Below are 13258 nucleotides of genomic sequence, written 5' to 3'. Positions count from 1 at the left end.
TCTTCACCTCGTATACTAGTTATACACGAAATAAAAAAAGAATACTAATGGCTATAATTCTATTTCACAGCTTATCTAGCACCTGAAATAATAAGTTTGTACCCCTTCGTATATTTTTAGGCCTAGCTATGCACTTTTTATACCTCATCTCAACATTTTCACACATTTTATTTATTTCTGGACACAGGTTATACTTGAAAAAACCTCCTAACAACTAGGAGGCCTTACTTCACTATTTTAGAGTCCAAACTAACGCTAATGCCCCTTCACCCAAATGTGTTGCTATTACTGGGCCAAAGTAGCTAATATTAAAATCAACATCTGGATATTTTTTCTGCAACTCATTTTTCCAGACTAACGCTTTTTCATAGTTATTCCCATGAACAATATAAGCCTGTTGTGCCAAATCTTTCTTTATTGCTTCACCTAATAAATCTTCTATTCTACGTAACGCCTTCTTCTGCGTCCTAATTTTCTCGTAAAGAACAATCTTCTTATTTTCAAAATGCAGTATTGGCTTTATCTGTAGTAGGCTCCCTATTATTGCTTGTGCATTAGATAGCCTACCACCTCTAGCCAAATGATTTAGATCATCTACGAGAAAGTAAGCATTCATTGCAGCACGCATAGAATCTAGTTTAGCTAAAATGATATCCGTGTCTATTTCACTATTTAATGCTAGCTCGGCAGCTTTTTCAACCATCATTCCCATAGCCATGCAAGCTATCCCAGAATCATATGCAATCACACGAATACCCGAAACTATACCACCTGCAGATACAGCATTTTGGTATGTTCCACTAATACCACTACTAAGGTGAATACTAATAATCGTTTCAAAACCTTCATCGCGTAGTCGCTCATATAAAAGAATAAAATCGCCTGGTGCTGGTTGTGATGTTGTTGGAAAAGTCGTAGCACCTTGAATTATCTCGTAAAAATTACTTTCATTGATATCTCTATTCTCTGTGTAGGACTTTCCATCAATTGTTACGGAAAGTGCTACACTATAAATTTGAAACTTATCGATTACTGCTTGGGGTAGATAAGCAGTACTGTCAGTCACGATAGCAATTTTGCCCCCCATAAAGTCACCTCAATTTTAACGATCCTATCTTATGAATACCCAGCCATTTTTAATTGCAGTCACTACAGCTTGAGTACGATCGTTTACTTTCATTTTTTGTAATATACTACTCACATGATTTTTAACAGTTTTCTCACTAATAAATAAAGTTTCACCAATACCACGATTGCTCTTACCATCAGTTAATAACTGCAGAACTTCACATTCTCTATGTGTAAGAATATGTAATGGCATTTTGACCTCGGGTTGTTGATATCCATATGCACCTTGCGCATTATTAGTGCTTGCTAAATGACGATATTCACGGACTAATTTAATGGCCGCCTTAGGATGAATATAAGCTCCACCATCTTCTACAGTTTTAATAGCATCAACTAGATCTTTTGCATCCATTTCTTTCAATAGATAACCTACAGCACCTGCGCGCAAAGCCTCTGTGACAAACTCATCCGTATCATGGATTGTCAAAACGACTACCTTTAGGCTTGGGAACTGCCTAATTAGCATTTCAGTAGCATCTAAACCATTTACAGTTGGCATATTAATATCCATTAATACAATATCTGGTCTAAACTCACGAACCTTAGCAACAATATTTTTTCCATTTTCAGCTTCTGCTACTACCTCAAATGAATCTTCTAGTTCTAATATACGTTTTATACCTTCACGAAATAATTGATGATCATCTACAATCATGATTTTTACAGTCATAATGAGAAATCCTCCTTCAAAATTGTTATTTTAACGCTGTTCCCATTTTATCCCTTCAGCGGATCTATAGCCTACTGAAAAACATCGTACTCAACTATATTACTATAGCTTTTCTCTGTATTATTTCATGCTTTTCTAGAAGTCATTGCTGTTATCTACTACCAAGTAATCATCGTCAAAAAAGAAGTCATTGTTTTAACTTCCCGACAAAAATGCCTAGTCAAAAGAAAGTTCATCTATCAAAAGTAACAATGAAATCCATTATACCATGAATTTGCTCCCACTTCACCTTTCAAATACGCCCGTTCTTATTTTATAACTATACATGTTCTCCTTTTTCCGTTAAAATATAAGTGGGGATAATTAAATCGACTATTGGAGGCCTATATGCTTGAAAAATATAGAACTATAAAAGTAGCTGGTCAACATGAAATAGTTATTGAAAAGTCTAGGTTCATCTGCTCCATGATTCGAGCTACTGATGAAAAAACAGCTCAGGAATTCATTCAAAGCATCAAGAAAAAATATTGGAATGCTAGCCATAACTGCTCTGCATACATCATCGGGGAGCGCGATCAATATCAGAAAGCGCAGGATGATGGAGAGCCAAGCGGAACAGCTGGTGTACCTATGTTAGAAGTATTGAAAAAGAAACACCTAAAAGATGTGGCTGTAGTTGTCACTAGATACTTTGGCGGTACTAAGCTTGGAGCTGGTGGCCTTGTTCGTGCATATAGTAATTCTGTTAGCGAGGCTTGTAAGGCGGTAGGTATTGTTGAACGATCTTTGGCAGCTATCATCTCTTGCACCGTTGATTACGCAACACACGCGAAATTTGAAAATGCTTTGGGGAAAACCGGCTATCAAATCGCTAATATTTCTTTCACAGAGAGCGTTACCATAGACGTATATGTCGAAAATTCAGATGTGGCTCCATTTCAAGAATGGGCGATTAATTTAACAAGCGGGCAAATAAAAATGATCGAAGTAGGGAAAAAATATCAGGAAAAGGATGTCAATTAAATGTTATTAGAGGCATTAAACAACCTTCCAAAAGAATTCGAAACAGAAAGAATATATGCAAGAAGCATGACAGATAACGATGCACCTCAATTATTAGAGATTTGGTCTGATGACAACGTAACACATCATATGAATATTGAAACATTTCATGCAGTTTCAGAAGTCTCTGAAATGATATCTGCCATAGAACTGGAGGCCACAGCTTGCAGATATGTCATCATTGATAAATCTACAAATGAAATGATTGGCTCGTTCGGTATTAACGAATTGTATTTAAACTCCATGACTGCAGAAATAGGTTACGAACTTAAAGAAAGCCACTGGAGAAAAGGGATAATGACAGAGATTCTATCCTCTTTTATCGCTGTGATTCAAACAACTACAACTATTAGTGCATTGACTGCAAAGGTGTCTCCTGAAAATATAGCATCCAGTCAATTACTTATGAAATTAGATTTTCATTTTGATAAAGTGGTATCTGAGTTTAATATGCAAAAAAAAATGTTAGAAACAGTAGATCAGTACTGGCGTAAACTGGCTTAATTTAACTAAAAAGCTATTACATACGACTTATTTTACTCCATTTTTTACGATTTCCGTATTAATTCTCTGTTAACTTATGTATAATAGAAAAAAAGTGGTGAGGTTTTGCAATATACTTTACCTTAAACTTTAAAGCAAACGTAAATTTGTCGTAACACAGCAGTTTTCTTACTATGGTACAATTACATCTATTGCACTTTGCAGATACACTACTTCGGGATATAACGAAACTTTTAGAATTTAATTATAAGGAGAAATTATTTCATGCCTATAAACAAAAGCCCTGCCCCAAGAAGCGCAAAGTATAAGCGACGCCGATTGGTCCTCTTTTTGGTCCTGATTCCTTTGATGTTAATCGTACTTGCTGGCGCTGGATACGCTACTTATTTGTTCAGTTCAGCAAAACTTGCCGTAGATAATTCCTATGATAACGTAAGAAGTGGGGAAGCCTCGTCTTTACGTAACAAAGATGTTGATCCAATTAAGGACAGCTTTTCGTTCTTGATTATCGGTGTAGATGATAGCACCAAGCGTCAAGCCAATAATGATGGCAACCCTCGAAGTGATGCACTTATCTTAGCAACACTAAATGTAAAAGATAATAAATTAGAAATGACCAGTATTCCTCGTGATTCTTATGTTCACATTGAAAGTAAAGATGGCACAACGGATAAATTCACAAAAATAAATGCTGCACATGCATATGGCGGGCCAGAACTAACTATGAAAACGGTAGAGGATTTATTTCAAGTCCCTGTTGATTACTATGTTCGGTTCAATTTCGATGCATTCTTGGAGATCGTTAACGCACTTGATGGTATCGATGTAAACGTCCCTGTTGACTTCACAGAACAAGATTCCAACGATAAAGCTGGCGCAATTACATTGAAAAAAGGCGAACAAACACTAAATGGCGAACAAGCATTGGCTCTTTCCAGAACTCGTCATATTGATAACGACATAGAGCGTGGAAAACGTCAACAACTAGTTATGAAAGCTATTATTGATAAATCCACTTCTATCGGCTCTATTAATAAATATTCCGATGTTATTAAAGCGGTCGGAGATAACATGAAAACAAATATGACTTTCTCTCAAATGTTATCGATCGCCAAGTATGGTATGACAAACGATATAACTCTCAAATCCCTCGCCCTCAAAGGCGCAGATGCACCTCAGGATGGCGTTTATTATTATCAACTCGATGAAAACTCTGTACAAAGTGTGGCTAACGAGTTTGCAAGTCAACTACAGGGAGTAAATAAACCGTTCCCTAACGCATTACCTTATAGTGAAGAAAATTAAATTCAACTATAGAAAAGCAGGAGTCATTGTATATCCATTTTAGAAAATGGATATACAATGACTCCTGCTTATTTTCAGTATAAAGTCTCGTACACTGTGATTATAGTATTTTTTCATTACTTCCTTTTCCTTCGCACTTTAGCTAGTATATTTAAGATTGGACGATAATTTTCACCAATTAGTCCGATAAATTCTACAATTATCTCTATACAGAATGCTAGTAATATCAGTAAAATGACCGCGCCCCAAGTAGTCGAAAATGAAAATACGAAACCCGTTATTGAAAATAGAATTGCCATGCAGTAAATCAATAGTACGGTCTGACGCTGTGAAAAGCCTAGCGCCATAAGTCGATGATGTATATGTGAACGATCAGCCATTGAAATAGGGGCCCTTGCTTTCAATCGTCTAATAATCGCAAAAAAAGTGTCTGATAGTGGTACACCTAGAATTATCAACGGAACTAATATAGAAATGAATGTCACATTTTTGAAACCCATCAATGATAATACTGCGATCATATACCCTAAAAATAACGAACCTGTGTCCCCCATAAATATTGTAGCAGGTGGGAAATTATAAACTAAAAAGGCTAGTATGCATGCAATTAACATGAAAGCGACTGGTGCCACGAACACATCTTGCAGTAACAACGCCATTCCAGCAATCGTTAGGAGAGCAATTATAGAAACGCCTCCAGCTAAACCATCCAATCCATCAATTAAATTCAACGCATTTACAATCGCAACAATCCAGATAATCGTAATTGGAATCGCCCAAATACCGAAATATAGTGGCCCTGCGAAAGGGATGTTAATAAATTCAATAGTAATTTGACCCCATACTACCACACATAGCGCTGCACTAATTTGACCTACTAACTTCCAACGAGGTGACAGTTCGATAATATCATCTATTAATCCTGTAGAAACAATAATCAAAGCACCTATGTAGACTGGTAAAAATCCACTTTTGTCAACTGTTAATAACAACATTCCCACTGTGAAAGATATAAAAATAGCTAATCCTCCAAGTGTTGGCGTTATTTTTGTGTGCATGTGCCGATCCCGAGGCTCGTCTACTGCATTTATTAAAAAGGCAAACTTGCGCACTAATGGAATAATTAATATTCCAATTAGAAAACAAATAATCATGATCCATATTTGCAAATTATTTTCAGCTCCATCCTTCAGTCTAAAATGATGACTTCGCGCCGCTTACAGTAAGTCTCCAAGCTGAATTTATCCAGCTCTACACCTATCCCGAAGCCTACAGGAGTCGTTATTTTCCCATTTTTTATTGTAAACTCATCAAGAATAATGTCTCGGCTAAAATAGCGATTAGAGGCAGATATATCTCCTGGGAAGCTCAACTCACTCCGAGAGGCTAAAGCGATATTATGCGCCCTACCAATCCCTGCTTCAAACATGCCACCACACCAAGCTATTAAGCCATTTTCATAGCAAAAGTTAAGTATTTTAAGTGCTTCGTCCAATCCACCAACTCGTGCTATTTTAATATTTATAGCTTTGGCACTTCGCAATTCAAATGCTTGCTTTACATCATTTAAAGAACGAATATTTTCATCCAGACAAATAGGAGTCTGGATTTGTTTTTGTAGCCATGCATGATCAACAAAGTCTGTCACGCCAAAAGGTTGTTCTATCATTGCGAGATTGTACTGGTCTAATTTCTTAAGCGTTTGGATATCATCTCTGCAATATGCTGAATTGGCGTCTACCATCAATAATAGTTCCGGAAACAGCTTTCTAATTTTTTTTACTGGTTCAATGTCATAGCCAGGTTTAATTTTCAATTTCACCCTAGTATAGCCCTCATTGATATAGTTCTGAACAGTATCCACCAGCTCATCTAAGCTTGATTGAATACCGATACTAACACCAACAGAGATATCGCCTGTAACCCCACCCAAATAAGTAGACAATGATTGCTTCTCGCTTTTCGAAAAAATATCCCAGATAGCTGTCTCAATTACAGATTTCGCCATCTCATTGCCTCGAATAACCTTAAAAATATGATTAACTTGGTCCGCTGTTTGAAGATTTACATTTCGAATGAGGGGTAATAAATGAGCCTGAACTATCATAGCAGCCGTATCGGTAGTTTCTTCTGTATACCAAGGCGTAGAAAATGCATCAAGTTCCCCATAACCTTCTATACCGTCGCTAGAGGTCAATTTCAATATACAAAGACTCTTGCTACTCATTTCGCCATAACTTGTCTTAAAAGGCTCTTTAAGGGGCATTTCCAAGTGATATAGTATAGCTTCTTTGACAAACACAAAAATCACCCTTGCTTTCTTTGCCGGTTCATAGCAAACATGAATTGCGGTATAGCTAAAGCGCGTCTCCATCTGCTTGGCTGTGATAAAATTCGATATAACCATTCTAGATTGCACTTCACTAGAATTTTAGGCGCGCGTTTCGTTTCTCCAGAAAGTACATCAAAACTACCACCAACACCAATAAATATACCTTTATCAAAATCCTGTAAATGTGCGGCGATCCATTTTTCCTGTCTTGGGAAGCCTAATGCTAAAAATACAAAATCAGCCTTACTTTCAGCTATATCATCAGCTATTCGTTTCGACTCTGAGGCAGAAAAATAACCGTCTCTAGCACCCACAATCTCAATGTCACTATAGGTTTTCTGAACTTTTTCAACTAATTTTTCTATAACATTTGGCTTTGCACCAATAAAATATATTCGCATCTTTTTTTCATTTGCTTTTTGCAAGAGTCCTAACATCGTATCATATCCAGTCACTCTTCCATTAAGCGGTTTTCCAATGTTCTTTGCCGCCTTCACGATACCTATGCCGTCCGCAACAATATAATCAGCTTGCAAAATAATTTGATTGAACTCAAAATCTTGCTGTGCATGCATTACTATTTCAGGATTTGCAGTTACCACAAATCGACGTTTCTCATCTATCGCTAACTGGAATAACTCGTCAACAAAAGCATTTTGAGAAACATTATAAAAAGGAATCCCTAAAATATCAACAGTCTGCTTCATATGCCCACTCCCATATTTCTCATATCTTTAAGTTTATCATAAATATCTGATTCTTCCTATGTTAAAATTATATATTCTTTCTTAAATCCACTATATTATGTATAACGATAACAAAAAAATCGTGATTGGCTAAAAACCAATCACGATTTGATATCATTTGTTATTAGTCTAGAATTTGGACTTTAACTGTTTTAACGCCCCAGTTGTAGCAATCTTGCACTGTATCTAAGTGGACATCAATTTTGTTACCTTTGATTGCACCACCAGTATCAGCTGCGATAGCTTCACCGTATCCTTGAACATAAACTCTTGAACCTAATGGAATGACAGACGGATCAACAGCAATAACTCTCGGATTATCGTTTAGGTTAATCCCAGATGCTGTTACTGTTCCCATACCAGGCTCAGCTTTACTATATGCTGTTGCGGTAACTGTTATTTCTTTTGAAACACTCTTAGATGAGCTTTCACTAGAAGATTGTTGCGTTTGTTTACTTGGAGCAGGTGTACTAGTTGTTTCTTTTTGCGGAGTTTGTTCTTGTGTTGTTGTTTCTGATTTCACTTCTTTTTTAGGTGTTGGTGTAGTCGCCGTATTATTTGAGCCATTACTATTAATATTTAAAGTTTCACCTGCAATTATAAGGTCAGATGATAGAGAATTCCATGATTTTAACTGGGCAACTGTGACATTGTGATTTTTAGCAATCTTACTTAAAGTATCTCCAGACACAATTTTGTAAGTAGATTCATTACTGCTAGCTTGAGCAGTAGTGCCACCAACTTCTAATTTTTGATTTGGCAAAATAATGTTTGAAACTAAATGGTTATCTTGCTTCAGCTTAGCTACAGAGATATTATTTTCATTTGAAATCTTCCATAGTGAATCCCCTGATTGAACTGTATATTCTGCTGCACTTACTTGAGTCGAACCGATCCCAGCAAGGACTAATCCTGCTGCAATAGTGATAACTGTTTTCTTCATGTAATAATTACCTCCTTGATAACTTCGAGAATAATCGTACCATATGCTAATTGGCCTTTGGTTACCGATTCATTAAGGCTAAGTAACACAGATCATGAAATTAACGTTTTATCCGTAATATTTGTTAATCAACTTTTTTGATGGAATTTTCTAATTATTATATTCTTGGATGTCTAATCTTGCCTAAAGCCTTCTGACAGAAGAATATATAGCATTAAAAAGAGAAAACATAATTAGTTCATTATATTAACTTATTTATATCCATTTATATAAAATGGATATAAATTGCATTTCAAAAAAACATAGACATGGGCGAAATAGATAAAAAAAACATATATTTTTACCCATTTTTTAGTGGTTTTCTGCGTAAATATAACAAGAGGTTACAATTATTTTCACTCATTATCTAAGAAAACCTCAGGATCATCTGTTGCTCGCTCTTTATTTTTACTTAAAAATCGTATTTTATCTGCCACAACTTCTATAACGTAGACTTTTTTATCCTCTCTATTAGTATAATTCCTTGTTTGTAGCTCCCCATTAATACCTACTAATGTACCTTTCTGGCAGTATTCTACCGTATTTTCTGCTTGTTTACCCCATATAACACATGGAATGAAATCTGCATCCCCGTTCAAACTCTTACCTTTTCCAAATCTATTTAAGGCTACTGTTACATTTACTACCGCTTTCTCTTCAGATGTCCATCGCACTTCTGGATCTTCAGTGAGCCTGCCGACTATTGTTACTTGATTAATCATATACAATCCCTCTTTTCTATTTGATAAGCTCAGCATAACGCCTTTTATTTTTCTTGTAAAATGTCTAAAAAAAAATTTTAGTCTAGTTTACCTCCGTCATAATTCTATTTTCTGCTAGAGCAAAATCAGATTTCGACTTATAAACTATGCTTCAAAAAAGGATTTCATATGTATTTATAAATTTTAATTCCTCTATATTTTATTGACGAAGTCTGCTATTCTATATTTCAGACCTCCGAATCTCTTGTGGTTCTCAAAAAAAGAACCACGCGTCCAAAGCGTGATTCTTAATCCTATTATTTAGAGATATCCGTCAAAGCAAACATTATTTCAGCTTCACAGACTATTTCTCCTTCAACAGTAGCTTTCACTTTCGCCTTAGCTATAGAACCGCGCAAACGTAGTATTTCAGCTTCTAATCGCAATTGATCACCTGGTATCACCTGACGCTTAAATCTGCATCCATCAATTCCAGCGAACAAACCAATCTTACCTTCATTTCCTTCTACTTGCATCATGGCAATTCCACTTGTTTGAGCCAAAGCCTCTACAATTAAAACACCTGGCATAACTGGATATTCAGGGAAATGTCCATTGAAAAACTCTTCATTTGCCGTCACATTTTTGATTGCAACTACTTTTTTATCTTCTAACTCTATCACCCTATCAACTAGCAAAAACGGGTAACGATGTGGCAATATCTTTTTTATCTCACTAATATCTAACATTTTCATACCTCCGAACAATTATACGAGTATATTAACTCACCATTTTCATCGATTTCATTTGTATTACTAAAACCTTTTTTTTCATAAAAAATCTTAGCTACTTGATTAGATGGTGTAAAGCTTAGTAAAATATTTTTGATCTTAAAATTATTTTTTAAATGCTCTATCAAATACTTTAAAAATCTTTCTCCAAATCCTTGACCTTGATAATTCTGATCTATCATGAGGCGATCAAGCCACACTGAATTATTTTCATAACATCCATACATAGCAAATCCAACCAGAGAATCATCTGAATAAAGTCCCACTGGATACCAGTCAGCTATGGAATGAGCTTCTAGTATAGAATACGTATTTGACTCAATGAAGTTTTTTTGGTTTAAAGATACCGACAATGCAGTAACTTGTCGCCAATTGGTTTGATCTACACGCTCTATTCGAAGGTTCAATATATCACCTCAATAAAATTTCTAGAATACTTTTCGTTTGGATTTTGATGTGTTTTCCAAAAGTATACCTGTTCCAATTGCAACAGCATCTAGTGGATTTTCAGCGATTAATACAGGAACTTTTAACTCTTCCGCCAAAACTTCATCTAAACCATGTAATAATGCACCGCCACCAGTCAGGATAATTCCACGATCAATAATATCAGCAGACAACTCAGGTGGTGTTTGTTCTAGGACTTGTTTAGCTGCTTGAACAATTATATTAACGGATTCTCTTAATGCCAGCTCAATTTCATCACTTGTCACTGTTACCGTCTTAGGCAGACCAGTAACTAGATCACGACCTCTAATATCCATAGTCTCTTGTCTAGCGCCCGCCGATGCCGTTGCTACATTTATTTTCAGCTCTTCTGATGTACGTTCTCCTATTAAGAGATTATATTTTCGTTTGATATATTGTAGAATATCTCCATCCAGCTGATTACCAGCTAACTTAACCGATTTGCTTGTAACTATATCACCCATGGACAGAACTGCGATATCCGTTGTTCCCCCACCTATATCGATTACCATATTTCCACTAGGTTGAAAAATATCCATACCTGCACCAATTGCAGCAACTTTAGGCTCTTCTTCCATGAAAACTTGTTTTCCACCACTTCTCTCTGCAGCATCTCTGATTGCCTTTTGTTCAACAGAAGTGATATTAGTTGGACAACAAATAAGAATTCTAGGCTTCGAGAATAAACCTTTTAAATCTAATTTTTGTAAAAAGAAGCGTAACATATCTTGGACAATATCAAAATCAGCAATAACACCATCTTTCATTGGTCTAATAGCTGTAATATTTCCAGGAGTTCTTCCTACCATATTTCGAGCCTCTGTTCCTACTGCCAATACTTCATTTGTTACATTATTAATTGCTACAACAGATGGTTCATTTAATACGATTCCTTTTCCTTTTACGTGAATAAGAACATTCGCAGTTCCTAAATCAATCCCAACATCTTTTGCCATAATTTACAATGACCCCTTTCTGTGTTGTTTCATATGTATTACTTCGCACTATCTCCTATGCATTATAGCATATTTCTTTTAACTTATATATATTTTCCACTAAAGGTATTTTAAATTTTTAAGGCAAATAAAAAAACTAGACCAAAAACTGGCCTAGCTATCTATTTATTTTGTTGCAGAATCTACTTTAGAAGTTTCAGAATCATTTATACGCTCGATGTCTGCACCTAAAGCCTTCAGTTTAGTATGGAAATTATGGTACCCTCTATCTAAGAATTCCAGCTCTGTTACTTGTGTATAACCGTCAGCTACTAATCCAGCAAGAATCAAAGCTGCTGCTGCACGTAAATCTGTTGCAGCTACTTCGGCTCCTTGCAGTTTTGCTGGGCCAGAGATGATGACAGAATGACCTTCAATTTTCATATCTGCATTCATACGACGCATTTCTTCAACATGCATAAAACGATTTTCAAATACAGTTTCAGTCATAACACTTGTACCTGTACTTAACATTTGGATAACCATCATTTGTGATTGCATATCTGTTGGGAATCCAGGATGAGGTAATGTTTTGACATCAACAGCTTTTAGATGTTCTGGACCAATAACGCGAACCCCATTGTTTTCTTCAATAATTGTAACGCCCATCTCTTCTAGCTTAGCAATAAGAGAGCTAATATGTTCTGGTACCGTATCTTCAATAAACACATTTCCGCCTGTAATAGCTGCAGCAATCATGAAAGTACCTGCTTCAATTCTATCAGGAATAATAGAATGATCTGTAGCACTTAACTCTTTAACGCCTTCAATACGAATAACTTCTGTACCCGCACCAATAACTCGTGCTCCCATTTGATTTAGGAAATTCGCCAAATCTACAATTTCTGGTTCTCTTGCTACGTTTTCAATAACTGTTGTTCCTTCAGCTAAGGTGGCAGCCATCATAATATTCTGAGTAGCTCCTACACTAGGAAAATCTAAGTATATTTTAGCGCCAATTAATTTCTCAGCAGTAGCTTCAATATATCCATTTTCAATTTTAACGTGTGCTCCCATTGCTTCAAAACCTTTTAAATGTAAATCAACTGGACGTGAACCTATTGCGCAGCCACCTGGAAGAGCAACTTTCGCTGAACCGGTACGTGCTAATAGTGGTCCCATTACAACAATAGAGGCACGCATTTTGCGAACATATTCGAATGGTGTGTCCGATAAAATATCTCCCGTAGCATCAACAGTAACTACATCATCTTCAAACGACACGTCTGCCTTCAAATATTTTAGTACTTCATTGATCGTGTAGACATCTGATAAACGTGGTACATTTCTTAGTGTACTTGTGCCTTTACTTGCTAATAAGGTGGCGGCTATAACAGGTAGAACAGCATTTTTTGCTCCTTCAACTTTCACTGTTCCATTTAACTGTTTTCCTCCACGGACAATAATTTTTTCCAAAACGAACCCCTCCGCGTATTAATTAATCTATTCTTTTTTGATATATATCACTTAAAATTAATCTTGAAATGCATTTAACTCCTATTGCTAAAAATAACATACTCTGAACATTTTACCACTAATGTCTACTATTTTTCAACACTAATTTTAAGAGAATT

13 protein-coding genes and 1 pseudogene are annotated in these 13258 nt (G+C 36.0%); 3 read left to right on the top strand and 11 right to left on the bottom strand.

Annotated features, from left to right (window positions below; translation table 11 throughout):
• Window positions 1-232 precede the first annotated feature (232 nt).
• Together UE46_RS02590 and UE46_RS02585 are read right to left on the bottom strand one after the other, a co-directional pair.
• Window positions 233-1087, bottom strand: coding sequence for a DegV family protein (locus UE46_RS02590; protein WP_036059672.1), 855 nt, complete (start codon window positions 1085-1087; stop codon window positions 233-235).
• A 24-nt stretch (window positions 1088-1111) separates the two neighbouring features.
• Complete coding sequence (locus tag UE46_RS02585; protein WP_036059671.1) at window positions 1112-1798, bottom strand: response regulator transcription factor; 687 nt, start codon at window positions 1796-1798, stop codon at window positions 1112-1114.
• Window positions 1799-2185: 387 nt separating this feature from the next.
• Here UE46_RS02585 and UE46_RS02580 point away from each other — a divergent pair, with 387 nt between their 5' ends.
• The 3 genes from UE46_RS02580 (at window position 2186) to UE46_RS02570 (ending at window position 4669) form a co-directional block, all read left to right on the top strand.
• The gene (locus UE46_RS02580) at window positions 2186-2821 is read left to right on the top strand and encodes a YigZ family protein (RefSeq protein WP_036059669.1); all 636 of its coding nucleotides are present in this window, start codon (window positions 2186-2188) and stop codon (window positions 2819-2821) included.
• Entirely contained in the window at window positions 2822-3364 is a 543-nt protein-coding gene (locus UE46_RS02575) for a GNAT family N-acetyltransferase (RefSeq protein ID WP_036059667.1), read from the top strand.
• A gap of 264 nt (window positions 3365-3628) precedes the next feature.
• Window positions 3629-4669: an LCP family protein gene (locus UE46_RS02570; RefSeq protein ID WP_036059664.1), complete on the top strand. Its 1041-nt coding sequence runs from the start codon at window positions 3629-3631 to the stop codon at window positions 4667-4669.
• Between the two features lie 116 nt (window positions 4670-4785).
• Here the strand turns inward: UE46_RS02570 and UE46_RS02565 are convergent, their stop codons facing one another.
• The 9 genes and pseudogenes from UE46_RS02565 to murA all read right to left on the bottom strand — a co-directional run bounded on the left by UE46_RS02565 (window position 4786) and on the right by murA (window position 13100).
• The gene (locus tag UE46_RS02565) at window positions 4786-5823 is read right to left on the bottom strand and encodes a glycosyltransferase family 4 protein (RefSeq protein ID WP_411431056.1); all 1038 of its coding nucleotides are present in this window, start codon (window positions 5821-5823) and stop codon (window positions 4786-4788) included.
• A 22-nt stretch (window positions 5824-5845) separates the two neighbouring features.
• A pseudogene (gene menC, locus UE46_RS02560) lies at window positions 5846-6971 on the bottom strand (o-succinylbenzoate synthase).
• 5 nt (window positions 6972-6976) lie between these two features.
• Entirely contained in the window at window positions 6977-7708 is a 732-nt protein-coding gene (locus UE46_RS02555; RefSeq protein ID WP_036059661.1) for a WecB/TagA/CpsF family glycosyltransferase, read from the bottom strand.
• A gap of 163 nt (window positions 7709-7871) precedes the next feature.
• On the bottom strand, window positions 7872-8690 hold the full coding sequence (locus tag UE46_RS02550) for a LysM peptidoglycan-binding and 3D domain-containing protein (protein ID WP_118907376.1): 819 nt from the start codon (window positions 8688-8690) through the stop codon (window positions 7872-7874).
• A gap of 395 nt (window positions 8691-9085) precedes the next feature.
• Window positions 9086-9451, bottom strand: a complete 366-nt coding sequence (locus tag UE46_RS02545; protein ID WP_036059660.1) for a single-stranded DNA-binding protein — start codon at window positions 9449-9451, stop codon at window positions 9086-9088.
• Between the two features lie 296 nt (window positions 9452-9747).
• The gene (fabZ, locus tag UE46_RS02540; protein WP_036059659.1) at window positions 9748-10179 is read right to left on the bottom strand and encodes a 3-hydroxyacyl-ACP dehydratase FabZ; all 432 of its coding nucleotides are present in this window, start codon (window positions 10177-10179) and stop codon (window positions 9748-9750) included.
• 2 nt (window positions 10180-10181) lie between these two features.
• A complete protein-coding gene (locus UE46_RS02535) occupies window positions 10182-10628 on the bottom strand; it encodes a GNAT family N-acetyltransferase (protein ID WP_036059657.1) in 447 nt (148 codons plus the stop codon).
• A gap of 21 nt (window positions 10629-10649) precedes the next feature.
• Window positions 10650-11645 carry a rod shape-determining protein MreB gene (gene mreB / locus UE46_RS02530; protein ID WP_036059655.1) on the bottom strand — a complete coding sequence of 332 codons (996 nt, stop codon included), beginning with the start codon at window positions 11643-11645 and terminating at the stop codon, window positions 10650-10652.
• 165 nt (window positions 11646-11810) lie between these two features.
• Window positions 11811-13100: a UDP-N-acetylglucosamine 1-carboxyvinyltransferase gene (gene murA, locus UE46_RS02525; protein WP_036059654.1), complete on the bottom strand. Its 1290-nt coding sequence runs from the start codon at window positions 13098-13100 to the stop codon at window positions 11811-11813.
• Between the last annotated feature and the right edge of the window lie 158 nt (window positions 13101-13258).

It is taken from the genome of Listeria weihenstephanensis (assembly GCF_003534205.1).
Lineage (GTDB): Bacteria > Bacillota > Bacilli > Lactobacillales > Listeriaceae > Listeria_A > Listeria_A weihenstephanensis.
This window is presented reverse-complemented; position numbering and strand designations above follow the sequence as displayed.